Source organism: Lacticaseibacillus styriensis (genome assembly GCF_030770295.1).
Lineage (GTDB): Bacteria > Bacillota > Bacilli > Lactobacillales > Lactobacillaceae > Lacticaseibacillus > Lacticaseibacillus casei.
Genome location: NZ_CP132483.1, coordinates 1,652,110 through 1,676,273, shown reverse-complemented (window position 1 = coordinate 1,676,273; position 24,164 = coordinate 1,652,110). Strand labels below are relative to the sequence as shown.

Annotated in this window: 26 protein-coding genes, 1 tRNA gene and 1 other annotated feature; of the genes, 25 read left to right on the top strand and 2 right to left on the bottom strand. The window is 48.7% G+C overall.

Annotated elements, in window-relative coordinates:
- Entirely contained in the window at positions 1–2,394 is a 2,394-nt protein-coding gene (locus tag LACSTY_RS08050; RefSeq protein WP_087912262.1) for a Xaa-Pro dipeptidyl-peptidase, read from the top strand.
- Between the two features lie 71 nt (positions 2,395–2,465).
- Positions 2,466–4,127, top strand: a complete 1,662-nt coding sequence (locus tag LACSTY_RS08045; RefSeq protein WP_087912261.1) for an ATP-binding cassette domain-containing protein — start codon at positions 2,466–2,468, stop codon at positions 4,125–4,127.
- A gap of 79 nt (positions 4,128–4,206) precedes the next feature.
- On the opposite strand, the gene LACSTY_RS08040 is transcribed toward LACSTY_RS08045, so the two are convergent.
- A tRNA-Arg gene (locus tag LACSTY_RS08040) sits at positions 4,207–4,280 on the bottom strand.
- Positions 4,281–4,639: 359 nt separating this feature from the next.
- On the opposite strand from LACSTY_RS08040, the gene LACSTY_RS08035 reads away from it, so the two are divergent.
- The 16 genes from LACSTY_RS08035 to recN all read left to right on the top strand — a co-directional run bounded on the left by LACSTY_RS08035 (position 4,640) and on the right by recN (position 15,634).
- The gene (locus LACSTY_RS08035) at positions 4,640–4,762 is read left to right on the top strand and encodes a hypothetical protein (RefSeq protein ID WP_087912260.1); all 123 of its coding nucleotides are present in this window, start codon (positions 4,640–4,642) and stop codon (positions 4,760–4,762) included.
- A gap of 212 nt (positions 4,763–4,974) precedes the next feature.
- Entirely contained in the window at positions 4,975–5,214 is a 240-nt protein-coding gene (locus LACSTY_RS08030; protein ID WP_032958366.1) for a hypothetical protein, read from the top strand.
- Positions 5,215–5,406: 192 nt separating this feature from the next.
- Positions 5,407–5,475 (top strand) — a sequence feature (ribosomal protein L21 leader region).
- A gap of 30 nt (positions 5,476–5,505) precedes the next feature.
- Entirely contained in the window at positions 5,506–5,817 is a 312-nt protein-coding gene (gene rplU / locus LACSTY_RS08025; protein WP_005684402.1) for a 50S ribosomal protein L21, read from the top strand.
- Positions 5,818–5,828: 11 nt separating this feature from the next.
- A complete protein-coding gene (locus tag LACSTY_RS08020; protein ID WP_010487974.1) occupies positions 5,829–6,179 on the top strand; it encodes a ribosomal-processing cysteine protease Prp in 351 nt (116 codons plus the stop codon).
- Between the two features lie 18 nt (positions 6,180–6,197).
- Positions 6,198–6,488, top strand: a complete 291-nt coding sequence (rpmA, locus tag LACSTY_RS08015) for a 50S ribosomal protein L27 (RefSeq protein ID WP_003564659.1) — start codon at positions 6,198–6,200, stop codon at positions 6,486–6,488.
- Between the two features lie 75 nt (positions 6,489–6,563).
- Positions 6,564–7,631 (top strand): M24 family metallopeptidase, encoded by a 1,068-nt coding sequence (locus LACSTY_RS08010; RefSeq protein ID WP_087912259.1) that lies wholly within the window; start codon positions 6,564–6,566, stop codon positions 7,629–7,631.
- Positions 7,632–7,718: 87 nt separating this feature from the next.
- Complete coding sequence (gene efp / locus LACSTY_RS08005; protein WP_010487979.1) at positions 7,719–8,282, top strand: elongation factor P; 564 nt, start codon at positions 7,719–7,721, stop codon at positions 8,280–8,282.
- A 20-nt stretch (positions 8,283–8,302) separates the two neighbouring features.
- Positions 8,303–8,758, top strand: a complete 456-nt coding sequence (locus LACSTY_RS08000) for an Asp23/Gls24 family envelope stress response protein (RefSeq protein ID WP_010487980.1) — start codon at positions 8,303–8,305, stop codon at positions 8,756–8,758.
- Position 8,759: 1 nt separating this feature from the next.
- Complete coding sequence (nusB, locus tag LACSTY_RS07995; protein ID WP_087912258.1) at positions 8,760–9,167, top strand: transcription antitermination factor NusB; 408 nt, start codon at positions 8,760–8,762, stop codon at positions 9,165–9,167.
- 122 nt (positions 9,168–9,289) lie between these two features.
- A complete protein-coding gene (gene folD, locus LACSTY_RS07990; protein ID WP_087912257.1) occupies positions 9,290–10,141 on the top strand; it encodes a bifunctional methylenetetrahydrofolate dehydrogenase/methenyltetrahydrofolate cyclohydrolase FolD in 852 nt (283 codons plus the stop codon).
- A complete protein-coding gene (gene xseA, locus LACSTY_RS07985; protein WP_087912256.1) occupies positions 10,134–11,483 on the top strand; it encodes an exodeoxyribonuclease VII large subunit in 1,350 nt (449 codons plus the stop codon). Before folD ends, xseA begins: the two co-directional genes overlap by 8 nt.
- Entirely contained in the window at positions 11,476–11,703 is a 228-nt protein-coding gene (locus LACSTY_RS07980) for an exodeoxyribonuclease VII small subunit (RefSeq protein WP_010487989.1), read from the top strand. The genes xseA and LACSTY_RS07980 overlap by 8 nt, the downstream gene beginning before the upstream one ends.
- The gene (locus LACSTY_RS07975) at positions 11,700–12,548 is read left to right on the top strand and encodes a polyprenyl synthetase family protein (protein WP_087912255.1); all 849 of its coding nucleotides are present in this window, start codon (positions 11,700–11,702) and stop codon (positions 12,546–12,548) included. Before LACSTY_RS07980 ends, LACSTY_RS07975 begins: the two co-directional genes overlap by 4 nt.
- Positions 12,548–13,378 (top strand): TlyA family RNA methyltransferase, encoded by an 831-nt coding sequence (locus tag LACSTY_RS07970; protein WP_087913266.1) that lies wholly within the window; start codon positions 12,548–12,550, stop codon positions 13,376–13,378. The genes LACSTY_RS07975 and LACSTY_RS07970 overlap by 1 nt, the downstream gene beginning before the upstream one ends.
- Positions 13,379–13,479: 101 nt before the next feature.
- Positions 13,480–13,932 (top strand): arginine repressor, encoded by a 453-nt coding sequence (locus tag LACSTY_RS07965; protein ID WP_010487998.1) that lies wholly within the window; start codon positions 13,480–13,482, stop codon positions 13,930–13,932.
- Between the two features lie 4 nt (positions 13,933–13,936).
- Positions 13,937–15,634 carry a DNA repair protein RecN gene (recN, locus tag LACSTY_RS07960; RefSeq protein ID WP_047106288.1) on the top strand — a complete coding sequence of 566 codons (1,698 nt, stop codon included), beginning with the start codon at positions 13,937–13,939 and terminating at the stop codon, positions 15,632–15,634.
- 236 nt (positions 15,635–15,870) lie between these two features.
- On the opposite strand, the gene LACSTY_RS07955 is transcribed toward recN, so the two are convergent.
- Complete coding sequence (locus tag LACSTY_RS07955) at positions 15,871–16,173, bottom strand: hypothetical protein (RefSeq protein WP_087912254.1); 303 nt, start codon at positions 16,171–16,173, stop codon at positions 15,871–15,873.
- A gap of 123 nt (positions 16,174–16,296) precedes the next feature.
- Between LACSTY_RS07955 and LACSTY_RS07950 the strand changes: the two genes are divergently transcribed.
- The 7 genes from LACSTY_RS07950 to rsmB all read left to right on the top strand — a co-directional run bounded on the left by LACSTY_RS07950 (position 16,297) and on the right by rsmB (position 24,159).
- Positions 16,297–16,980 carry a patatin-like phospholipase family protein gene (locus tag LACSTY_RS07950; RefSeq protein WP_162494862.1) on the top strand — a complete coding sequence of 228 codons (684 nt, stop codon included), beginning with the start codon at positions 16,297–16,299 and terminating at the stop codon, positions 16,978–16,980.
- A gap of 66 nt (positions 16,981–17,046) precedes the next feature.
- Positions 17,047–17,673 carry a guanylate kinase gene (gene gmk, locus LACSTY_RS07945; RefSeq protein WP_025012432.1) on the top strand — a complete coding sequence of 209 codons (627 nt, stop codon included), beginning with the start codon at positions 17,047–17,049 and terminating at the stop codon, positions 17,671–17,673.
- Between the two features lie 58 nt (positions 17,674–17,731).
- Positions 17,732–17,980: a DNA-directed RNA polymerase subunit omega gene (gene rpoZ, locus LACSTY_RS07940; protein WP_010488005.1), complete on the top strand. Its 249-nt coding sequence runs from the start codon at positions 17,732–17,734 to the stop codon at positions 17,978–17,980.
- 215 nt (positions 17,981–18,195) lie between these two features.
- Positions 18,196–19,395: a bifunctional phosphopantothenoylcysteine decarboxylase/phosphopantothenate--cysteine ligase CoaBC gene (coaBC, locus tag LACSTY_RS07935; protein ID WP_087912252.1), complete on the top strand. Its 1,200-nt coding sequence runs from the start codon at positions 18,196–18,198 to the stop codon at positions 19,393–19,395.
- Between the two features lie 4 nt (positions 19,396–19,399).
- A complete protein-coding gene (gene priA, locus LACSTY_RS07930; protein WP_087912251.1) occupies positions 19,400–21,817 on the top strand; it encodes a primosomal protein N' in 2,418 nt (805 codons plus the stop codon).
- A 58-nt stretch (positions 21,818–21,875) separates the two neighbouring features.
- Positions 21,876–22,832 carry a methionyl-tRNA formyltransferase gene (gene fmt, locus LACSTY_RS07925; protein ID WP_087912250.1) on the top strand — a complete coding sequence of 319 codons (957 nt, stop codon included), beginning with the start codon at positions 21,876–21,878 and terminating at the stop codon, positions 22,830–22,832.
- Positions 22,819–24,159: a 16S rRNA (cytosine(967)-C(5))-methyltransferase RsmB gene (gene rsmB / locus LACSTY_RS07920; RefSeq protein ID WP_087912249.1), complete on the top strand. Its 1,341-nt coding sequence runs from the start codon at positions 22,819–22,821 to the stop codon at positions 24,157–24,159. The genes fmt and rsmB overlap by 14 nt, the downstream gene beginning before the upstream one ends.
- Positions 24,160–24,164 lie beyond the last annotated feature (5 nt).

Genomic DNA, 24,164 nt, shown 5'->3' with positions numbered 1-24,164 from the left:
ATGAAATTAAACCAATTCGCGCGGTTAACACCTGAATTTAGCCAACAATTAACGGAACTTGCCCGCATCGGCTTGCCGGCAGATCCTAAAGGTGACTTTGCAGATACGGCTGCAGCCATGTATGCGGCCTTTTTCCCGGAAGCTTATCAGCCCGCGGCCAAACAAGATAAATTCGCTCAGATTGCAGTCGATTCGCGGCAGAATCTGACTGAATGGTTGGCATCGGGGCCCACGCAGATGACCCGGCAAAACTTTTACAATGTAGCCCTGCAGTTGCTGGGGTTTGAAGCCTTCACCGATTTCGATTTGGCAGATCCATTGACGTTTATGGCAGCGACAAAATTGCCAAGCATTGATCATGATTTGCTTGACACCGAGGATTTCCTTAAGGCTAGCTACTTATTGTTGATGACGCGAACCAAACACTTGGTGAACTTTCTCGATGATTTAGCCAATCGTGGCTTTTTCAAAGATTTTCAGTCGTCGGCAACCCAACCGAAACCTTTATTGTTTAATGGTAAAGTGCAACAGGTTTTCGATGCGCGTCAAGCTATCCGCGAGCTGGTATGGATTGAGTCTGATGTCGACTCAGACCACGATGGAATGCGGGATCTTTTAGAAGCGACGATTTATCGACCAAAAGCCACCGAGCAAGGATTGAAGGTTCCGGTTCTATTTACCGCGAATCCATACTTTCATGGGACCAATGATGTGACAGCTGCGACGCATGTTCCGGAAACGGTTTTGGCGGTCAAGTCGCATGGAGCCTCGAAGGCGGAAGTGACAGCTACACCGGCTCAAACCGAAGACTTACCGAAGCGGGTCGTTACTGGCGAGGTGACAGAGGCAGAGGCTTATGCCGAAGAAAATAGTATGTATGCGTTCAATGATTATTTTCTTGCGCGCGGGTTTGCCGTGGTTTACTCAGCCGGCGTCGGGACGCGGTATTCAGACGGCTTTCGGACCATTGGTGGACCTGAGGAAACTGCTGGCGCGGTTGCGGTCATCGAATGGCTGACCGGTAAGCGCCGGGCGTTCGCGAATCGTACTTCAGGTGTTGCTATTAAAGCTTGGTGGTCAACCGGCAAAGTTGCGATGACCGGTAAGTCTTACTTAGCCACGCTGGCTATTGCTGCAGCAACAACCGGTGTTGAAGGGTTGAAAACCATCATTGCCGATGCCGGCATTTCTAGCTGGTATGATTATTACCGCGAAAATGGGCTGGTCGTGGCGCCCGGCGGCTTTCAAGGCGAAGACGCCGATGTTTTGGCCGTTGATACGTTTTCCCGGCAGAAATCCGGCGGCGATATGATTCGCATCAAGTCGGCTTGGGAGCGTCATCTTGCTGCGATTACCCGTGATCAGGATCGGACGACGGGTGCCTATACCGCGTGGTGGGATGCGCGTAATTACCGCAAAAATGCCGCCAACGTCAAAGCCGACGTGGTGTTGATTCACGGGCTCAATGACTGGAATGTGAAACCTAAAAACGCGATTCGCTTCTGGCAGGCAATCTCAGATTTGCCGATTCAAAAGAAACTGATTTTACATCAAGGACAACATGTTTATGTTCACAATGTTCGCTCGTTGGACTTTTTGGACATGATGAACTTGTGGTTGACACATGAGCTGTTAGGGGTAGCCAATGATGTTGCAGATGTTTTGCCGAATGTTATTGTGCAAGATAACGTGACTCCGCAGACCTGGTCAGCCTATACCGATTTTGCTAATCCGGAAGCGGAACATGTGACAACTGAGGTCAACCTGAAGAATGACTTTGAAGCAGCTACCGATCAGTTTACCGATCATGCCACGGCAACGTTTGCGGCGCAACATGACACCAGCGCCAGTTTCGAAAAGGCCATCATTACCCCTAATAGTGCTTACGCTAACAGCCGGTTGTGGTTGACCCAACCAGTGCTTGAGCGTGATCAAATCCTGGAAGGCATTCCACATCTTGAGCTGACGTTGGCAGTTGATGCACCGACCGGCATTCTTAGTGTTCGGCTCGTGGATCTCGGCGAGGCCAAGCGTTTTGGCGAAACCGCAGCCACCGTTGCGGCCAATGATTTACAGTTAGGCTTTGATTTTAAAACAACCGATATTGTCGAATTCAAGCCGGCCGCTAAGCCAACCCCAAGTAAACTGATAACGTTAGGTCATATTAATTTACAAAATCCTAAAAACGCCTACGAAGTGCAGCAAATCACACCGGGCCAGTTTTTTCACGTGAGTCTGGATCTGCAACCGACGCACTATCACTTACCGACCGGCCGGCAGCTTGCCTTGATCATCCATGGTGCCGATATGGCGCAAACGATCCGACCGACAAAAACCACGCATTATCAGGTTGACTTGGCGAAAAGTACTTTAACATTGCCATTCCGACTTTAAAAAATACCGTCCACGGTTGAGGACAACATCGTCATAAGTTTACGCCGTCTCGGGAAAAGGACGTGAAGTGGATGGTTCATCAAGAACGTCAGATTAATTTACGTTGGGTTATTCGACAGTTGCCGCTGACTTTAATAGTGGTGCTATTTTTACTGAGTCTGACAAGCACTTTGGAGCCAATTTTAAATGGCGTGGTTTTCGGTCAGCTGGTCAATATTGACTTTAGTAATCTTGACGCTGTGGTGCGTTATGTGTCATTAGCTGCAGCTGCCTACCTCGTTACCTACACATCACTCTATCTGTTTTTGCGCGCCCAGCAACGCGCTGTTCGGGTGTTGAATCAGGCACTTAAATCAGCGTATTTCACCGCCTCAGTCGCGCACGCAGGGACTGACGCCACGGAGGTTTCTGACACGATCAATGATGTGACCGGCGTTGCGAAACAAATTGAACAAGCCTACTTTGTCGGACTTATCAACATGCTGCAACAAGTGATTGGCTTGATCATCGCTGTGGCTTTTATCCTGAAAACCAATATCGTGTTAAGTTTGGTCTATGTGTTATTTTCTGCATTGTCACTGCTTCCGAGTCACTTTGGCAGAAAGAGCCTGGCAAAAAAGTCGGACATTTGGGCTAACACCAATGCCGGTTTGGTCTTGAGTATGAAAGACATTTTTCAAGGCCGAATGGAAATCTTTAATTTTAAAGCCTGGCCGGTCTTCTTCACCCGATTTAAGCAACATTTGAGCCAAGAAGAACGCGACTATGAACGAATGAATAACTTTCAATATTTATTTCAATATGTTTCTTGGCTATTTGCCATTGCGGCGTTTTTGTTGCCATTTTTTATCGGCCTCCTCTTGATGGCCAAAGGATTGTTTGGTGTGACGACCAGCGTCATTTTGACACTGACAATGACGGCAGATTCTGTTGTAGGCGGCGCTCGCAGTTTGAGCAAATATCAAAGCCAAATTGTTAGCACGAGTCAGCTACGCGTGTTACCGGCGGCTGGTAAATTTGAAATATCCAAGGTTGATGATGGCGAGTCAAACCCAGAAGCTTTAGAAGGTCAGCTTGACATCAGCGATCTAACTGTTGTGCGTGATCGGCATTTAATCTTGAGTGATGTCAATATCCGCCTTGAACCGGGTAGCAAAGTCATCGTGACCGGTCCTTCTGGAATAGGTAAAACAACCCTTCTAAAAGCAATCACCGGTCAAGTGACATCTCAGGGTGCGATTCGGTTTGCCGGTCAGCCGCTGCATGCTGGTGATTTTGTTTTGGTGTCGCAAAATGTCTGGTTATTTAATGGTACGTTGCGGGATAATATCACGTTATATCAGGCTTACGATGATGCCGCGGTTTTGGCGGTTTTGCGGCTGGTGGGCCTTGATCAGGAATTGGGTGAGCATGTGCTTGATTTCAAAATTGTTGATAACGGCAGTAATCTATCAGGTGGACAAGCGCAGCGCATTGCGATTGCCCGCGGACTGTTGCGCAAAAGTCCCATCTTTTTACTTGATGAGATTTCCTCAAGTCTTGATCAGACCAATGCTGATAAAATTCATCGCATTATTTACACGCTACCTGCAACGGTCATTGAAGTCGCGCATCATTATCAGGAAGCCTTGGCGCAGGCGTATGGCGTAAAGATTTACGAAATGGTTGATCACAGGTTGCGGTTAAAAAGTGAGGGTTCCAGGGAAGTTGCTACTGGCACAGAAGCTATTTAAGGGCGGCATTTAAGTAACCTTGGGTAAAACAAAAAGCCCGAGATATCGGACTTTGAGTGGGAAATCTGCTTACTTTAAGTGTGCCAGCCGGGATTTGAACCCGGGACAAACGGTTTAGAAGACCGTTGCTCTATCCAGCTGAGCTACTGGCACAAATCGTTATTAAGTATACGAGAAGCGCGGGTAGGCGTCAACGGAATGTTGAGGAACTTGGACTTTGTGAGGTGGGGCGAAGAGTGTTTAATGGTGCGGGAGGGGGGTTACGTGTTGGCAGCTTTACAGCGCTCGTAGTTAGGCAATCCGGCTTTGAAACGCGTTCGCAGTCGCAGAAATCTCCGTGTAAGGACCTCAAGCCTAAATGGCCAAAGCCCAGCCATTTAGGCTTGAGGCCACTTACACGGAGATTTCTAAGCGCTCCTGCTCACGCTCTTGACTTCCTAACAATAAGTGAGTAACATACACTCAATCGCTACCGAAGGCCATTCACATTTTTTAAGAATGGAGGGATTCTGATGGGATATCGAATCCAGTTGAACATGAAGACGCAAGAATTTATCGCGATTGATCCGCACAATGCTAAGCACATTGGTAGAGGCGAGACAATTGAAAAAGCGTTGCAACAACTGAAGAAATAATGTCTTGCTGCCGGTGAATGACTTCATACCGGCGGCTTTCTTTTTTGCCAAGGGACTAGTGCCATGGAGACTTTTTATGCTATATTAGGTTCCTTGGCAGGGGCAGGCTCAGATTTTTTCTGGGCCTTTTTTTGGCTCGAAGTCGCCGATTAAAACGTTTCCTTGTTGAAACTGGTTGGCTTGGCTATAATTCCATCCAGGGGGTGGCACTTATCATCATTTTGCTGAACATCTTCATTTTACTGGTTACCGCCGCATTGCTAATAACGGTAACCACCCAACTCAGAAAACCGATTAATTGGATTGTTGATGGCATTTTATATGTGGCCTTACTGCTGATTAATGCAGCGTTTGGCGGCTGGTTGACGTTCTTTACCTTGATTTATGCGCTTTATATGCCCGCGGTCATCATTGGCGTTTGGCTTTACCGCCAGCAGCACTTGCCGCAATAAGAAAGCTACTGTCTTAAGTCTGCAATTTAATTTGACCATTTAATTGACGTCAAGCCGAGTTGCAAAACGGTAGCGGGTTTGGAACAATCAAAAGCTGTTATCATCAGCGATCGACAAAAAACGGCTATTATCGGCGATGTGCTTGCAACTTGGCGTGCTGTCTGGTAATATTAGTCCGTTGTATTTGGCACCCCTCCTATGCAACCGCACATCGTTAGGTTTTAAGCGTAAGCACCTAACTTGGCGAGTCTTCAGGGGAAAAGCCGAGAGGCAAAACAGGAGGTGCACACAGTGTACGCAATTATCAAAACAGGCGGCAAGCAGTATAAAGCTGAAGTCGGTGAAGCCATCTATGTTGAAAAACTTGATGCCGAAGAAGGCAAGCAAGTTACTTTTGACGAAGTGATTATGGTTGCTGGTGAAGGTGATGCCAAGATTGGCACGCCAACTGTAGCCGGCGCAACCGTGACTGGCAAGGTCGAAAAACAAGGGCGCGAGAAAAAGGTTGTTACTTACAAGTACAAGCCTAAGAAGCATTCTCATCAAAAGAAGGGCCATCGTCAGCCATACACGAAAGTCGTTATCGACGCGATTAACGCATAAGAGGTCAGTTTATGATCAAGGCAATTTTTCATCGCGATGAGCATGGCGATATCGTCAGTTTCGAACTGAGTGGCCATGCCGATGCCGGTAAAACCGGCAAGGATATCGTCTGTGCTGCTGTTTCGGCTGTGAGTATCGGCGCCGTCAATGGTGTCGAAGCGCTGGCGGGTTTTAAGCCTGACGTTGATGCGGATGAGGTCCATGGCGGCCATCTGCAAATGACGCTCAAGTCGGCAATCACTGGCGAACAGTTGCACATTAGTCAGATTTTGTTGGAAAATTTATTGCTTGAATTACAAAGCATCCAAGATCAATATCCTGATCGCATTTTGATTACGACAAAACAATTAAAACAAAATTAATTCTCGGAGGTGTACGTTATGTTAAAGATGAATCTGCAATTCTTCTCTCACCATAAAGGTGGCGGTTCGACATCTAACGGCCGTAATTCTGCAGGCCGGCGTTTAGGTAGCAAGCGTGCCGATGGTCAGTTTGTTAAGGCAGGCAACATCTTGTATCGCCAGCGCGGTACCAAGATCCATCCTGGTGAAAACGTTGGCCGCGGCGGCGACGATACCTTGTTTGCGACTGCTGACGGCGTTGTCAAGTTTGAACGCTTCGGCCGTGACAAGAAGAAGGTTTCAGTTTATCCGGCAGCAGCTGCTGAATAAATATTGATGACGTCCCGGTAATCGGGGCGTCTTTTTTTCAAAATTTTAAAATGACGTCAATAAGGAGTGGTTTGGATGGATCGAATGACAGCATTGCAGGCGCGGATTCTGGACAAGAAATTGGATGGCTTTTTTGTTACCGATGCCACCAACGTTACTTATTTGACAGGTTTTACTGGTGAAGAAAGCGCCTTGCTGGTGACGCCGGAGAAAGCTTATTTTATAACGGATTCTCGGTTTACCGAGCAATTTAAGCAGCAGGTACATAATGCCAAACTGGTGTTGCATCAAGATGGTTTGTATAAGACAGCAGGCGACTTAGCCAATCAATTGCAGTTGACCAGAATTGGCTTTGAAGCCGTTCATCTGAATTATGCCGATTATGAAGCCTTTGATCTTTTAACGCAGGGAACACTGGTGCCAACCCGTGACTTTGTTGAAACCCAACGCGAAGTCAAAGACGATGAGGAACTGGCCTTGATCAAAAAGGCAGTTGCCATTGCCGAAAAAGGTTACCAGCATGTTCTTGATACGATCAAACCTGGCATGCGGGAAATTGACATTGCCAATGACCTGGACTTTTTCATGCGTCAACTTGGTGCCAGCAATGTCTCGTTTGAAACAATTGTGGCTTCCGGCACGCGTTCGGCAATGCCGCATGGCGCAGCAACGGAAAAGAAGATTGCCAAAGGGGACATTGTGACCCTCGATTGGGGATGCATCTATCACGGCTACATGTCCGATTTGACGCGGACGTTTGCAGTCGGTGAGCCAGATGCCAAGCTTAAGACGATTTACCAAATTGTTTATGCGACGAATCAGAAAGTCCAGCAAGCTTTGAAGCCTGGTGTCATGGGCCGGACGATTAATGACTTGGCGCATAACGCAATTAATGACGCTGGCTATGGTCAATATTTTGGCCATGGTACCGGACACGGCATTGGCTTGTCGATTCATGAAGGCCCTGGCGCCTGGGGTCCTTATCTCGATGTGCCAGCCGCAAAAGGCAATGTCGTGACCGATGAACCCGGCATCTATGTTCCGGATCTTGGCGGTGTCCGAATTGAAGACGATTTGGTCGTGACTGCAGACGGCAATCAAAGTCTTAGTCAACCGGCACCAGCTGAATTACTGGTACTGTGAGGCTGTCTACGTGGCATGGCTGTTGCAAGCATCTTCACCGCTTGCTAGAATAGATTTAGCTTACAACTGAATGTATGGAGGAAGTTCATGATATCTGTTAATGATTTTAAGAATGGTTTGACGATTGAGGTCGACGGTGACCTATGGCGAATCGTTGAATTTCAACACGTTAAGCCAGGCAAGGGTTCGGCATTTGTTCGCTCAACCTTGAAGAACCTGCGCACGGGTGCGGTACAGGAAAAAACGTTCCGATCAACTGAAAAGGTTGAAAAAGCGCAGATCGACAGTAAAAACATGCAGTACCTTTATGCCGATGGCGATAATTACGTCTTCATGGACACCGATACTTACGATCAACTGACACTTCCTGGCGATGAGATTCGCGACCAGTTGAATTATTTAAAAGAAAACATGAATGTTAAAATTATCATGCACGGCAATGAAACCCTGGGTATTGAGTTGCCGAAAACCGTTGACTTAACGGTTAAGGAAACCGAGCCAGGCATTCGCGGTAATACCAGCAGCGGCGGTTCAAAACCAGCCACCATGGAAACCGGACTAGTCGTTCAAGTGCCGTTTTTCATCAACACTGGCGACGTACTGACGATTAACACGGATGATGGTACTTACATTTCACGTGCCAATAATTAAGGCTTAGGAGGGTTCTCGCGATGGCTGAAGAAACCAATATCATATTAGCAAATCGGACGGATGCCCAAGGGACCATTGAAATTGTTCCTGAAGTTTTGGAAGTCATTTTGGGCATTGCTGCGAGTCAGGTAGACGGTGTCTATCAAATGCGCGGTACATTAGGCTCTTCAATTAACGCCTGGTTTGGCCGTGCCAACCACGGTAAAGGCGTTAGTGTGACAGTTGCCGATGATAAGATTACGGCTGATGTCTACGTTTATCTGGATTATGGTGTCTCCGTTCCGAAAGTGGCTTTGGCCATGCAAGAACAGCTACGTGAACAGTTACTCTTTATGACGGATTTGACGTTAAGCGAAGTGAATGTGCATGTCGTTGGCGTCATCCCTGAAAAGACGGAAAAAGTCAATCCGGATGATCTGTTTAAAGATGATGACACTGATGAACCATCAACAACGAGCAGCAAGGATGACGATTAACATGGAATCACGACACGCGATCCGTGAAGCTGCCTTTCGAGCGCTTTTTGCGTTGGCAACGAATCCGGAAGCAGATAAAAGCGCCGTATACGCAGAAGTTTTACCTAAAGATACTGAAGTGCCGCCTTATTTAAGTGAATTGGTAGAAGGCGTCTTGACGCATCAGGAGGCATTGGATGCTGCCTTAACGCCTCAGCTTAAAAAGGGATGGACGCTGAATCGGTTGACCAAACCGGACTTAATGATTCTGCGCTTGGGCTTGTATGAAATTCGCTATGAAGAAGCGATGCCGGAAGCTGCGGCAATTAATGAAGCCATCAATTTGGCCAAACGTTACAGCGATGACCAATCTGCTAAGTTTATCAATGGCATTTTGGCTAATTTTATTGAAGCATCGCCGAAAGCGTAAGTTAACCGGTCAAAGACAATTACTTTGGCCGGTTTTTGCTTTATACCGGTACTTGACGCGATCGAGGAACCGAACATTGGTTGTTATATCAGACAATGCTAATCAAATGGGGAGTGGTTTTTGTGGCAACGCGATTGGATGGCAAGGTAGTTTCAAAACGCATTCTTAGTGAACTTCAACAGACAGTGACTGGTTTGGCGCAACAAGGTGTGACGCCAACACTTGCAGTCATTTTAGTGGGATCGGATCCGGCCAGTCAGGTTTATGTGCGTAACAAACAACGGCGCGCGGAGGAAATCGGGGTTCGTTCCTTAATGTTTAAGTTGCCAGAAGAAACCTCTCAGGAAACCTTGTTGGCAAAGGTAGCTGAATTGAATCAGGATCCCGATGTGGATGGCATTCTGGTCCAGCTGCCATTGCCAAAGCAACTGGATGAACAGGTCGTGATTAATGCGATCGATCCCGATAAAGACGTGGATGGCTTTAGCCCGGTGAGTGTGGGCCGCTTGTGGACCAATGAACCGACTGTTGTGGCTTCGACCCCTTATGGCATTATGGCGCTGTTAGATGCCTATCAGATTGATGTCATCGGTAAGCGGGTGGTCATTGTTGGCCGCTCGAACATTGTCGGCCGGCCGCTCGCTGGTCTGATGGTGAATCACGATGCGACGGTGACCATTGCCCACAGTAAAACCCGTGACCTTAAAGCGTTAACCCGTGAAGCGGATATTTTGGTTGTTGCCATTGGCGTGCCGCATTTTATTGGCGCTGATGCGGTTAAACCCGGGGCAACGGTTATTGATGTCGGTATTTCGCGCGGAGCTGATGGTAAACTGCACGGCGATGTTGATGCCGAAGCGGTTGAGCCTATTGCTGGTGCTTTAACACCGGTACCGGGTGGCGTAGGACCAATGACCATTGCCTCGCTAATGGCTCAAACGGTTGAACTGGCGAAGAGGCGATTGCATGGTTGATACCGACCAGTACTTAAGTGTCACCGCACTAACCCAATATTTAAAACGTAAATTCGATGCCGATCCTTATCTGGCCAAGGTTTATTTAACCGGTGAAATTTCCAACTATCGTAAACGGGTGGGCAATCAATATTTTTCGCTCAAAGATGATCACGCTAAGATTGGCGCCTTGATGTTCCGCAATGCTTTTAGCAAGTTGCAATTCAATCTTGAAGAAGGCATGAAGGTTCTGGCAGTTGGCCGCGTTAGTCTGTATGAACCAAGTGGTGAATACCGGCTGATTGTGGAACGATTGGAACCGGACGGCGTTGGCGCACTCTACCAAGCCTTTGAGCAGTTAAAGAAAAAGCTGGCTAGCGAAGGGTTATTTGATCGCAATAAACGTTCGTTGCCGTTGTTTCCTAAACGCGTGGCGGTTGTGACCAGTCCCAGTGGTGCGGTGATTCAGGATATCATGACCACTGTGGCGCGCCGTTATCCGATTCTACAGCTGACTCTTTTTCCGGCGGTTGTCCAAGGGGATCAGGCGGCGGATTCGATTGTCAAACAGTTGAACCGCATTAAGGCCATGTCAGACTTTGATGCCGTCATTATCGGCCGCGGCGGCGGTTCGATTGAAGACCTGTGGCCGTTTAACGAAGAGAAAGTGGCGCGGGCTTTAGTCGACATGCCCATCCCGATTGTGAGTTCGGTCGGACATGAGACCGATACGACCATTACGGACTTCATTGCCGATCGGCGGGCGGCTACGCCAACGGCTGCTGCGGAAATTGTAACGCCCGTGACGCTGGTAGACGCACTTAATCGCATCTCAGAAGATCGGGTGCGTCTGGTCAATGCCATGCACAACCGACTCAAAAATGCTGCCAGCCGACTGCAGCGCTCTGCAGAAAGCGTCGTCTTAACCCAGCCTGATCGTTTGTACGACCAGTACGTGCAACGCGTCGATCAATTGCGGCAGCGGCTTAATCAAAGCATGGTCAATCAATTGCGCGAAAATGACCATCGTCTGGCCATGGCGACGCAGCAACTTGATGGGCGGCAATTACTGATAAAAGTCGTGAACCTCAAACGGCAACTGCTCGATGATCAACACCGTCTAGATCGGGCAGTCATCAGTGTTGTAAAGGCTAAGCGTCAAGCGGTGGCCAATGCGGCGCTTGGACTGGACCATTTGAGCCCATTGAAGATACTGGGCCGAGGATTTGCCTATGTAACGGATGACACCGGGCAGATGCTCAAAAAGACAGATGACTATGCGGTCGATGCCGACATTCACATTCATGTTGCGGATGGTCAAATTGGCGCTCATGTGACAACAAAGGAGAAGAATCATGGCTGAACCTACGTTTGAAGAAAAACTTGCCCAACTTGAGGCAATTGTGAATCAGTTAGAGCAAGGCGATGTACCGCTTGAAAAAGCCTTGGATCAATTTAAAGCTGGTGTGAAACTGAGTCAGGAACTCGAAAAAACATTGAAGTCAGCTGAAAAAACAGTGACAGAAATGGTGAGTGACGATGGCACCACCCAACCTTTTCAACCTAAAGAAGGCCAACAATGAACCCGATTTTAAGTCAATGGCGGACAGCCGTTGAACATACATTAGATGAAACATTGGCAAAGGTACCTAACCCGCATTTGCGTGCCGCGATGGCTTACTCCGTCGATGCAGGTGGGAAGCGATTGCGCCCGCTGCTTTTATTGAGTGTGGTTGCTATGTATGATGGTGTGGTTGCTGAAGCACTGCCTGCCGCTGCTTCGCTTGAATTTGTGCATACTTATTCATTAATTCATGACGATTTGCCCGCGATGGATAATGATGATTTGCGGCGCGGCAAGCCAACAAATCACAAGCAGTTTGGCGAAGCATTGGCGATCTTGGCCGGGGACGCACTTTTAACCGATGCCTTTGCCTTATTGAGTCAACATTATCCGGATAAATGCGCTGCGTTGGTTCAGATTCTTGCCGAGGCAGCCGGTAGTTCGGGGATGGTTGAAGGCCAGGTCCTCGATATGGATGGCGAGCGAGTCCAGTATGATTTGGCGACGCTGAAGCACATGCATCAAGCCAAAACCGGTGCCTTGATTCAAGCCGCTGTGGCGATGGGCACCGTATTCGTAACGATCCCCGAAGCTGATCAGGCGGCCTTGGCAGATTTTGCGGCTGCTTTTGGTCTCGGTTTTCAGATCAAGGATGATATTAACGATGTCACCAAAACAACTGCCGAGTTAGGCAAAACAGCGGATAAGGACGTTGCCGAACATAAAAACACCTTCCCCGAGCTACTTGGACTAAAAGGTGCCGAGCAGGCGTTGGTAACTCAAATTCAGCAAGCTGATGCAGCGTTAAAGAGCTTAACCGTCGATGCGGCGACGCTACAATCGATTTTGGCGGTGTTGAAATGATGGAAAAAGTCAAAAAAGAACGAGTCGATGTCCTGCTGGTTGAACAGGGACTTTTTGAATCCCGCGAACAAGCAAAGCGATCGGTCATGGCTGGTGAGGTCTATGATCAGAACAACCAGCGCTTGGACAAGCCCGGTGTCAAGATCCCAGGCGATGCGATTTTGCACGTGAAAGGTAAAAAAATGCCGTATGTCAGCCGCGGCGGACTTAAACTGGCAAAAGCCTTGAAATCGTTTCACCTTGATTTAACCGGCAAAACGGTTTTGGATATCGGTGCATCAACGGGCGGTTTCACTGACGTTGCATTACAAAAAGGTGCCAAGATGAGCTATGCCTTGGATGTTGGCTATAATCAGTTAGCGTGGAAATTGCGCGAAGATCCGCGAGTCAAGGTGATGGAACGCGTGAATTTTCGCTACAGCAAACCGGAAGATTTTACTAACGGCCCGGTTGAATTTGCAATGACAGATGTTAGCTTTATTTCATTGAAATTGATTTTACCGCCACTAAAAGCAATTCTGATCCCCAATGGCCATGCGGTTGCTTTAATTAAGCCGCAGTTTGAAGCAGGTCCAGCCCATGTTGGCAAGCACGGCATTGTCCGTGATCCCCAGGTCCATCGCGATGTTTTAAAAATGATCGTTGATTTTGCCAGTGCGACTGGTTACAACGTTTTGGGATTAGACTATAGCCCGATTAAAGGCGGCGAAGGCAATATTGAATTTTTAATTCATTTACAAAATGCCGAGCAAACGCCGGGCAAGGTCGCGCCCACTGTGGATATTGAGGCAACATTGAAGGCTGCTTATGCCGAGTTAAAACGCCCTTAATGTATATTTATGCAAAACCGTGGCAACCCTGCAATGCATGCGCTATGCTAGAGCTAAAGCATTCGAGCTACTGGGATGCCATTTTTGATAGAGGTGAGCATATGCGCAAGCGTGAACGACAAGCAACCATTCAGCGGTTAATTCGGGATGAACCCATTGAGCGGCAAGAAGACTTGGTGGCGCGCCTGAACGACTTGAACATTCCGGTAACCCAAGCAACCATTTCACGCGACATCAAAGAAATGCAGTTGATTAAAGTGCCGGCAGGGGAAGGCCACTATCGCTACAGTATGCCAGTTGAAAAGCAGCTTCCGGCAACTGACAAATTGAAGCGGACGCTTGTTACAGCGATGAAGTGGGGCGAGGCCATGGATAACTTCGTCCATTTAGCGTTGTTGCCGGGAACGGCGGCAGCAGTTGAAACATTAATTGAGCAGTTGGATGATCAGCGGATTTTTGCAACGATTAGTGGTGATGCGTCAATTTTGATTATTTGTCGGTCGGCGCAATATGCGTCAGCAGTGTTGTCTGAACTTGAGGCAATGGTGGGGTGAAGCAATGTTACAAGAGTTAGCAATTCATGATTTTGCCATCATTGACAACCTGGCGCTGAGCTTTCAGCCAGGGATGACGGCGCTTACAGGAGAAACCGGTGCCGGGAAGTCAATCATTATTGATGCGGTCGGTCTGCTTGCGGGCGGACGCGGTTCCGTGGACTTCATTCGGACCGGCACTGCCAAAGCCAGCTTGGAGGGCTTGTTTGATGCGCAAGCAAATCCGGCTACTGAAGCCAAATTGCAGGCATACGGGGTCATGGATCCGGATCAAAAAGACACGGTCTTATTACAGCGTGAATTATTCCGCAGTGGGCGTAATGTTTGCCGCGTCAATGGACATTTGGTGAATACTGCCACGTTAAAAGCTATCGGCGAGACGCTGGTCGACATTCATGGTCAAAACGAACATCAGCAGTTAATGCATTCCGAAACGCACTTAGGTTTGTTGGATGCCTTTGCTGGTGATGATTTGCTGAAAATTCGGCAACAGTATGCTGAGGTTTATCACAATTACCAACACACCTTACAGGCCGTTAAGCAAAAACAGGCAAACGAACAGGAATGGGCACAACGGCTGGATATGCTGAAATTCCAGGTTAATGAAATTCAAAGTGCAGATCTGCATCCGCATGAAGATACGGATTTAAGTACCGAGCGAGAACGCTTGGCCAATTTTCAAAAAATTAATTCAGCGTTACAGGAGAGTTATGCATTGCTAAGCGACGAAGAGGTTAATGCGCTTGACCAAATCGGCCAAGCCATGTCGAGTATGCAAAGTATTGCGGATTTGGATCCTGATTTTGCGGCCATCGCCGATAATCTGCAAAGTGCCTATTACAGTTTGCAGGATGTCCAAAATGATTTATCTAACGAGCTTGATGATCAGGAGTTTGATGAAGGTCGGCTTGATGAAGTTGAAAAGCGCCTTGATTTATTTAATCAACTCAAACGTAAATACGGTGAAACGCTTGATGAAGTCATTGCCTATGGTAAGCGTGCGGCCGCAGAATTAAGTCAGATGGAGCAGGCCGAAACCTCGGTTGAAGATCTAGACAGTACTTTGAAAGAATCCCGCGCGCAGTTGCAAAAACTGGGGTCAGCCTTGTCCAAGCGGCGGCATGCGGCGGCCAAACAACTGACCAAAGCGATTCATGAACAGCTAGCATCGCTATACATGGATAAAACAGTCTTCTCGGTTCATTTCACGAAGGCCAAAGATTTTCGGCCAGATGGTTTGGACGAAGCGGTTTTCTATATCCAGACAAACCCAGGTGAAGAAGCAAAACCGCTGGCTAAAATTGCCTCAGGTGGCGAACTATCGCGCTTGATGCTGGCAATGAAAACGATTTTTGCCCGATCCGAAGGTGTGACAGCCATTATCTTTGATGAAGTTGACACTGGGGTATCCGGTCGAGTTGCCCAGGCAATTGCCAATAAAATCAGCCTCATTGCCAAATCTTCGCAGGTTCTTTGCATTACGCATCTGCCACAGGTCGCTGCCATGGCGGATCACGAGTATGTGATCAGTAAAAACGTCCATGACGGGCGAACCACCACGCAAGTTAACAAACTAACGGCTAAAGCACGGGTTGATGAAATTGCCCGTATGCTGGCTGGTGAAAAGATCACCAAACTAACGGTCGAACACGCCGAAGAGTTGTTGAAAATGGCCGATGAGTTCAAACACGGTCGGACATGACCTCATTTGGCGTCCAAGCTTAGCCATTAAGTGATGTACATTTACGGAACTGAATAGCAAAAAAATCGCTCGCAAGACATAAACTTTGTCTTTGCGAGCGATTTTAATTTAAATGTATCACTGGCTTCAGTGCGGCAAACATGTGATGTTAGCCTAACGATGCAACTTAGAAACGTAGCGATGGTTTCTAATGCACAGCTTTAATGTTCAACATGATTGGAATTGGAAAGGGCCTGTTAATCAAAGCGCTTGATAAAGTTGACACTTGTGCTGGTCATGACGCGGAAAACGTTGCTGTGGTATGCTTTGGCTAGAAAGCGGTTGTTGCCGAGCGTCCGAATAATGTGACCAACAAAAGGTGACGATTCGTGATTAAAGAAGAGTGCCACTTTATAGTGACGCTGCATGGCCTGATCAATGAAAAGATCCACCTGATGCATTGGCATGCGAGCAGTGGGCGCTGCCAGATCGAATATTTCGCGATAAGAAGCCACAAGATGCTGGGTGACGCTTTGCAGTGCTGATGATTTATTTTCCATGATCAAGCCTCCGAACATTTGTTTGTAACTTCATTATACGAACATGTGTTCAAACTTGCAACTACTTTTTTAACTTAAGATCGCTTCAGTCACAAGGTGATGTGCAAACGGAGGTGCGTTAGTTTGACCCTTGCAGTTGTTTTCGGTGGTGGCGCGGCGCATGGCGCATATCAGGCAGGCGTGTGGACTGTTTTGGGTCCGCGCCTGGCACCGACTTTTGTGATCGGTTCTTCAATCGGAGCCATTAACGCGGCGGCAACAGCCCGCATGACGCCATTCCAATTAGCCCGCTGGTGGCAATATTTTACGGCACGCAAAATGACCGGACCGGTGTTTGCACGACGTAATTTTGTTCCACTGCTTGATCAAATGCTGAAGATGCCCAAACGCGATGATCGAGCGGTGCTGGTTGTGACAACCTCGCTGCCGGATTTTAAAGCTCATGTCACTAGGTTAGACGTGCTTGATGCCGTGGATGCCAGAGAATGGTTATTAGCATCAAGTGCGATGCCGGGTGTGTTCACGCCGATCAAACGACAAGGCGTTAATTTTGTGGATGGTGGCGTGGTCAATGATTTACCGGTTGATCTTGCCAGAGATATCGGTGCTGATTTTGTCGTGGCGATTAGTGGTGAAGGCATTGGCCGCATCGGTCATGATCACGGCGATTGCTATCTAAAACCCAGTCGCCGGTTGCCGCAGCTCTTTGATTTTCGGCCAAGTGCCATCGCTGCCATGTTGGAATTGGGTCGTCAGGATGCCAAAAAAGCGTTACCCCGCATGACGTTTTTGTTACCACATCAATGAAGCAGTTGAAATCAGCGTCGAAAAAGTGCAAAATGTTTGGTAATACTTAACGAAAGAGGTTCACACATGCACGAACGGGGGATGCTGATTGTTTTGTCTGGCCCTAGTGGCGTTGGCAAAGGAACAGTTCGGCAGGCCATGCTGAATGGTAACTATCGGGATTTTCAATATTCAATTTCAATGACGACACGCCAAATGCGGCCCGGTGAGGTTGACGGGGTTGATTATTATTTCAGAACCAAGGCGCAGTTTGAGCACGAAATTGCGACAGGTGGTATGCTGGAATATGCGAAGTACGTGGATAACTACTATGGTACGCCGCTGAAATATGTGAATGAGACGCTTGATTCCGGGCGTGATGTGTTACTTGAAATCGAAGTCAATGGTGCGATGCAAGTGCGCAAGAAATGTCCCAATGGCGTTTTTATTTTCCTGACGCCACCAGACTTAGGTGAGTTGCGCCATCGGCTAAAAGGCCGTGGTACCGATGACGATGAAACGATTGATAAACGCATTCGCAAGGCGGCTTCGGAAATCACGATGATGGAAAACTACGATTATGCCGTGGTCAATGACAAGGTTGATTTGGCTGTAAAACGGATTGAACGCATCATTGAAAGCGAACATTTACGGGTGCCACGCGTGATTGATCGTTATAAAGGCATGTTGGCAAGCGCCGACTTAGCCAGATAATGACAGGCTGACTGCTCGCCATGGCAGAGCGGCTATTATGACAAAAAGGAGCTTCATTATGATTATTTATCCTTCTATTGACAAGTTACTGGAAAAAGTACCTTCACGCTATTCGCTAGCGGTGTTGGCCGCAAAACGTGCTCATGAACTAGAATCCGGGGATCTGAAAATGTTGTCTGATTATAAATCTGACAAGAGTGTCGGCAAAGCACTTGAAGAAATTGCCGCGGGTGACGTGGTCATCGATCCAAAGTCCAAGTTACTTGAACGCGATGCTGAAAAGCTGGATCACAAGGAACAAGCATAAGCACCCATGATGTTTATCCATTTGGGTTTGCGCCAATAGGAAAAGGAGGCAGGGACGCTGCAAAAAAGTCCACTGCCTCTTTTTATTGAGCGCGAGCAGGAGCGTTTGGAAATCGGTAATCCAGACTCTGACGCTCGGCTCTCGCAACCATGCAAGCATGCCGTTCACTGTTTGCTATAATGAACCTAAGAATACAGAAGTAAAAGGGGTGCCTCATGAAGAAGCAACAGATAGCCCTGTTTGTCACTGGCGGTATTGCTGCTTACAAAACGCCGTTGCTGGTTCGGGCTTTAGTAAAAGCAGGCCATGATGTGCGCGTTGCAATGACAACGAGTGCTGAAAAGTTTGTCACGCCGGAAACACTTGCGATTGTTAGCAAGCACGCCGTTTTAACCGATGGACATGAATTTGACCATCCCGAACATGTCGCTCACGTGGCTTTGGCTCGTTGGGCCGACTTAGGCGTTATTGTGCCAGCCACGGCCAATACCCTGGCAAAACTGGCGGCAGGGATGGCCGATAACGTTGTGACGACAACCTTATTAGCGATGGCCGCTCCCAAGCTCATGGTGCCGGCTATGAATGATCAAATGTGGCAAAATCCGCAAACACAACACAATATAACCAAGCTAACCGAGCAGCAAGGGTATCTTTTACTGCTACCGGCAACCGGTCAGTTAGCAGAAGGCTATGTCGGCGTTGGCAGAATGCCAGAGCCAGACCAGATTGCCCTTTACATCGAAAGCCTTGATGAACCGCTGCTAAAGGGTCGGCATATTATCGTGTCAGCCGGGGGCACCAAGGAACGGTTGGATCCGGTACGGTTTTTAACCAATGATTCATCTGGCAAAATGGGTACCGCTATTGCCAATGCAGCGGCTGGTGCCGGGGCTACTGTCACGCTGGTCACAACGAAGCAATTGCCAGTTGTTCCTGGCGTGACGGTTAAACCGGTGACAAGCGCTCAGTCGATGGCAGATGCCATTATGAATGAGTTTGCAGAGGCCGATGCTGTGGTGATGGCGGCAGCAGTGGCGGATTACCGCGCACCGACCATTAGTGACCATAAACTCAAAAAAGTTGACGCCAATAGCGGCTTAACGTTGACCTTGGTTCAGAATCCGGACATTCTGGCGACGTTAGGCCAAAAGAAAACCCATCAGTTGGTGATTGGGTTTGCCGCTGAAACCAATGACTTGTTGGCGAATGCCCAAGTCAAACTAACGAAGAAAAAAGCAGATATGATCGTTGCCAATGCGGTTGATGCAACGCATGGGTTCAATGCCGATACGGATGCGGTGACTTTATTGCGGCCAAACCAGCCGCCAGTGACATTACCAGAGATGTCCAAGCAACAAGTGGCCACCGCGCTGGTCAAACAGCTAGCAACGATGTTACCGAAACAAAAGGGGTGAGCGCTTGGCAACGATTGCCAAAGTGATTGTGGATGTTCCGACCATGCAAACTGATCGGCCGTTTGATTACCTAGTGCCACCGCGTTTGGATGGTGCACTTCAAGCAGGCATGCGCGTTTGGGTGCAATTTGGCAAAGGCGATCGCAAAGTCAGTGGCATGGTTGTGGCCATTGCCAATCAAAGTCAATATGATGGCGAACTTAAGCCGCTCCTGGATGTACTCGATCCGGCGCCGGTGCTTAATCACGAAATGCTAGGATTGTCCAAATGGTTGGCGGAAACCACTTATTCATTTTGGATTGCCTGCATGCAAACGATGCTGCCAACGATGCTAAAAATCGATGCCGTCAAGGTAGCCGAGCCTCTTGGGTTGTCTGCTGATGAACGCACCCGATACTTCGGTCAAGCAGATAGCGTCGCCATGAATACATTAAGTGATGAGCAACAGATTGCCCTGATGAAGTTGGCCCAGGCCGGCAAAGTGGCGATTTCTTACATTAAAAAAGATCGTGCACGCGTCAAAAAGGTCTTTTATCTTGTGCCGCAGTTGTCACCTGAGCAGGCTGAGGAGCAAAAAAAACAGGTACGCAAAAACGCCGTCAAACAGCTGGAACTTCTTTCCTTCATCAAAACCTGGTCGGCGGAACATCAGCGCCCTTTGTTAACGGAAGTGGAGCATCGCCATCACCTGACAAAATCGGTTATTAATCAGGCAGTGGCAAAAGGCTGGCTGAAACTAGAAGCGCATGAAACCTACCGTGATCCTTATCCGCAACTTCAGCATCAGCCATTGACGCAACCATTGCCGCTCACAGACGACCAGCAGGCAGTGGTCAAAACCATTAACGCGGCCGTTAAAGCTAAGGAACCTGAGACGTTCTTGTTGGAAGGCGTCACCGGTTCCGGTAAAACTGAAGTCTATCTTCAGGTGATTGCCCAAGTGCTAGCGGCTGGACAGACAGCCTTGATGCTGGTTCCCGAAATTGCGCTCACGCCACAGATGGTGGATCGCGTCAAAGGTCGGTTTGGCATGCACGTGGCGGTGATGCACTCAGGCTTGTCAGATGGGGAAAAGTACGATGAATGGCGGCGAATTGCCCGCGGCGAAGCCCAAGTGGTCGTCGGCGCCCGCTCTGCTGCTTTTGCGCCGTTGAAGCATATTGGCGTCTTCATCATGGATGAGGAACACGAAACCAGTTATAAGCAAGACTCCACGCCACGTTACCATGCACGTGACGTCTTGTTAAAACGGGCGCAGATTCATCATGCACCGGTCGTTTTAGGCTCCGCAACGCCTTCATTGGAATCACGTGCCCGAGCGGAAAAAGGCGTCTATACACTATTACGGTTGCCGCATCGAATCAATGATCAACCGTTACCACCGGTTCACATTGTGGATATGCGTGAAAGCTTTGCGCAAGGTGGGCAAGAAGACTTTTCCGCGCCGCTGTTGGACGCTTTGAAGTTACGGCTGCAGCGTCATGAGCAAAGTGTGTTGCTGCTGAATCGCCGTGGTTATTCGAGTTTTGTTATGTGTCGGGATTGCGGTTATGTTGCAAAGTGCCCTAACTGCGACATCAGCCTCACGTTACACATGGATACGCACACGTTGAAGTGTCATTATTGCGGCCACGAAGAAGCCATTCCGCGGCGCTGCCCGCAGTGTGGCTCGGATAAAATCCGTTACTTCGGCACCGGTACGCAAAAAGTGGAAGCACAATTGCAAAAGTTGCTGCCAGATGCACGGATTTTGCGTATGGATGTCGATACCACACGGCGCAAAGGTGGTCATGCGCGGATTTTGAATGCTTTTGGGGCCCACCAGGCAGATATTTTGTTAGGCACCCAAATGATTGCCAAAGGATTGGATTTCCCTGACGTAACACTGGTTGGCGTGATTAATGCCGATACGGCGCTAGGTTTGCCGGATTTTCGAGCAAGTGAGAAGACGTTTCAGTTGTTGACGCAGGTCAGTGGCCGTGCCGGGCGCGCTGATAAGTCCGGTGAAGTATTTGTGCAGACCTTTAACCCGGATCATTATGCCATTCAGTATGCCAAACGCCAGGATTATGAAGGCTTCTTTCGGCAGGAAATGGCGGTTCGTCATCAAGGCAACTATCCGCCGTACTTTTTTTCGACTAAGATCGGTGTCAGTCATGTCGATGAAACCCAAGCTGCTAAAGCCATTTTTTCGCTGGCAAAGGAGCTACGCGATCGGTTATCCGATCAAGTGATCATGCTTGGCCCGACGCCCGGACCGATTGCCCGTTTGAAAAATCGCTATATTTATCAGATCGTTTTAAAATACAAGCATGAGCCGACGTTGGCTGAAACATTGCAACACATTCTTGAAGAAACCCAACAAAGCAGTCGTCAAGGCTTTCAGGTGACGATTGATCCCGAACCACTTTCATTTGTGTAAAAAAACAACAACCGATTCGTTAGTATCTTGTTAACGAACTTAAGGTTTGGAGGAAAATATGACTTCAGTAATTTTCTTAGGTACACCCGATTTTGCGGTACCCATTCTAGAAGGTCTGATTGACCAAAACTATGATGTTGTGGCGGTCATGACCCAGCCGGATCGAAAAGTCGGTCGTAAGCAGAAGGTGGCTGCCAGTCCGGTTAAGCAGGCTGCCGTCGCCCATGACATCCCCGTGTTACAGCCGGAAAAACTTAGCGGCAGTCCCGAATTAGCCAAGGCCATTGCTTTGGCGCCTGATTTAATCGTGACGGCAGCTTATGGACAGTTCTTGCCGACCAAGTTTTTGCAGGCAGCCCAAATCGCGGCGGTCAATGTCCATGGCTCTTTGCTGCCAAAATATCGTGGCGGCGCGCCGATTCAATACAGCATTATCAACGGTGATGCCGAAACCGGCGTGACGATTATTGAAATGGTGAAGAAAATGGACGCCGGCGACATGTTTGCCCAAGCTAAGTTACCGCTAACCCGCCAAGATGATACCGGCACCGTTTTTGCTAAGCTGTCGTTGTTGGGCCGCGATTTGTTGTTGGCAACACTGCCGAAGATTATTGACAACACAGCAACCCGCACCCCGCAGGATCCTGAAAAAGTGACGTTTGCGCCAACGATTACCAAAGAGCAGGAACATCTCAACTTTCATTTACCGGCGCAAGCGTTAGATCAGTGGGTTCGTGCGCTTCGGCCTGATGTGGGAGGCTATGTCTATATGAATGGCCAGCGCACGAAACTGTGGGCAGTGACGCCATTGTCCGAAAAAACGGACTTGCCTGCTGGCAGTGTCGTGGAACGCAGCAAGCATCAATTGGTGGTGGCAGCTGGGGATCAAACCACTTTTCAAGTTGACGAATTGCAGCCAGCCGGTAAAGGCAAGCAACATATCGCCGATTATTTGAACGGTCCTGGCCGTGATTTGACAGTCGGACAGCAGGTGATCACCGATGAAGCCAAATAATCCGCGATTGCTGGCAGTCCAGACCTTGACCCGCGTTGTGGGTAAAGGCGGGTACTCCAATCTGACACTTGACCACGTCATCACTAAGTATCGGCTTGACAGTCGGGACGCTGGTTTGTTGACCAACATTGTCTATGGGGTGATTCAGCATCAATTAACCTTAGACTACTTGTTGAAGCCGTTCGTCAAAAATCGCCAGCTGGATCCCTGGGTTCGGTGTTTGCTGCAAACTGCTGTCTATCAACTACAGTATTTAGACAAAGTGCCGGCGCGGGCAGTTTTTTTTGACAGCACCGAAATCGCCAAACAACTGGGCCATCAAGGCATTGCCAAGTTTGTGACCGGGGTGTTGCGCCAAGCACAGCGCACCGGCTTCCCGGATCCCGCGACCATTCCCGATCCGCTCGAACGGCTTGCAGTCACCAGCAGCACGCCGATTTGGCTGGTTAAGAAGCTCCAGGAACAGTTGGGTGTCGCCAAAACAGCCAGCGTACTGGCGGCCATCAATCAGCCTGCGCATGCGTCAATTCGCGTCAATACCACCAAAATAACGCCGGATGCTTTGCTGAAAATCTTACAGCCGAGCTTTCCTGAACTACGGGAAAGCCCGCTGACGCCGATCGGCTTGATTGCTCCCGGCGGACATTTGGCGGGCACGCCGGAATTTGCTGCAGGGAATTACACCATGCAGGATGAAAGTTCGATGTTGGTGGCGCCGAGTCTGGATATTCAGCCAGGTGATGCAGTGTTGGATGCATGTGCGGCTCCTGGTGGCAAAACGACCCACATTGCCCAGTATCTTGATCCTGACCAAGGCGGGCACGTTACAGCCCTGGACCTTCATGCCAATAAAATTCGGCTGATTCAGCAAAATGCCAACCGCCTCGGATTAGCCGATCGGGTTTCTGCCCAAATGTTGGATGCACGGCAAGTTGATACAACTTTTGCTCCTGAATCGTTTGACAAGATTTTAGTTGATGCGCCTTGCTCCGGATTGGGACTGATTCGCCGTAAACCGGAAATCAAGTACACCAAACAGGCTGATGATCCGCGCCATTTACAACAGATTCAGTTGGCGATTCTTAATAGCGTGGCGCCCACATTAAAAATCGGTGGCCGCCTGACGTATAGTACATGTACAATGGTGAAAGAGGAGAATCAGGATGTTGTCGCGCAATTTTTGGCTGCTCATCCTGAATTTGAACAGGTGCCGGTTTTGACGCTCAAGCCATTAACCAAGGCGCATGGGGCACCGGCACTGCAACTATTTCCAGACGATTATGATACCGACGGCTTTTTCATTGCCAGTATGATTCGCCGTAAATGAGGGGT

Bases quoted from the DNA above. Each gene is read 5' to 3' on its own strand.
- LACSTY_RS08050 (WP_087912262.1), top strand. From the start codon at position 1: ATGAAATTAAACCAATTCGCGCGGTTAACACCTGAATTTAGCCAACAA.
- LACSTY_RS08045 (WP_087912261.1), top strand. From the start codon at position 2,466: ATGGTTCATCAAGAACGTCAGATTAATTTACGTTGGGTTATTCGACAG.
- LACSTY_RS08035 (WP_087912260.1), top strand. From the start codon at position 4,640: ATGGGATATCGAATCCAGTTGAACATGAAGACGCAAGAATTTATCGCG.
- LACSTY_RS08020 (WP_010487974.1), top strand. From the start codon at position 5,829: ATGATCAAGGCAATTTTTCATCGCGATGAGCATGGCGATATCGTCAGT.
- rpmA (WP_003564659.1), top strand. From the start codon at position 6,198: ATGTTAAAGATGAATCTGCAATTCTTCTCTCACCATAAAGGTGGCGGT.
- LACSTY_RS08010 (WP_087912259.1), top strand. From the start codon at position 6,564: ATGGATCGAATGACAGCATTGCAGGCGCGGATTCTGGACAAGAAATTG.
- efp (WP_010487979.1), top strand. From the start codon at position 7,719: ATGATATCTGTTAATGATTTTAAGAATGGTTTGACGATTGAGGTCGAC.
- LACSTY_RS08000 (WP_010487980.1), top strand. From the start codon at position 8,303: ATGGCTGAAGAAACCAATATCATATTAGCAAATCGGACGGATGCCCAA.
- nusB (WP_087912258.1), top strand. From the start codon at position 8,760: ATGGAATCACGACACGCGATCCGTGAAGCTGCCTTTCGAGCGCTTTTT.
- xseA (WP_087912256.1), top strand. From the start codon at position 10,134: ATGGTTGATACCGACCAGTACTTAAGTGTCACCGCACTAACCCAATAT.
- LACSTY_RS07980 (WP_010487989.1), top strand. From the start codon at position 11,476: ATGGCTGAACCTACGTTTGAAGAAAAACTTGCCCAACTTGAGGCAATT.
- LACSTY_RS07975 (WP_087912255.1), top strand. From the start codon at position 11,700: ATGAACCCGATTTTAAGTCAATGGCGGACAGCCGTTGAACATACATTA.
- LACSTY_RS07970 (WP_087913266.1), top strand. From the start codon at position 12,548: ATGGAAAAAGTCAAAAAAGAACGAGTCGATGTCCTGCTGGTTGAACAG.
- LACSTY_RS07965 (WP_010487998.1), top strand. From the start codon at position 13,480: ATGCGCAAGCGTGAACGACAAGCAACCATTCAGCGGTTAATTCGGGAT.
- recN (WP_047106288.1), top strand. From the start codon at position 13,937: ATGTTACAAGAGTTAGCAATTCATGATTTTGCCATCATTGACAACCTG.
- LACSTY_RS07955 (WP_087912254.1), bottom strand. From the start codon at position 16,173: ATGGAAAATAAATCATCAGCACTGCAAAGCGTCACCCAGCATCTTGTG.
- gmk (WP_025012432.1), top strand. From the start codon at position 17,047: ATGCACGAACGGGGGATGCTGATTGTTTTGTCTGGCCCTAGTGGCGTT.
- rpoZ (WP_010488005.1), top strand. From the start codon at position 17,732: ATGATTATTTATCCTTCTATTGACAAGTTACTGGAAAAAGTACCTTCA.
- coaBC (WP_087912252.1), top strand. From the start codon at position 18,196: ATGAAGAAGCAACAGATAGCCCTGTTTGTCACTGGCGGTATTGCTGCT.
- fmt (WP_087912250.1), top strand. From the start codon at position 21,876: ATGACTTCAGTAATTTTCTTAGGTACACCCGATTTTGCGGTACCCATT.
- rsmB (WP_087912249.1), top strand. From the start codon at position 22,819: ATGAAGCCAAATAATCCGCGATTGCTGGCAGTCCAGACCTTGACCCGC.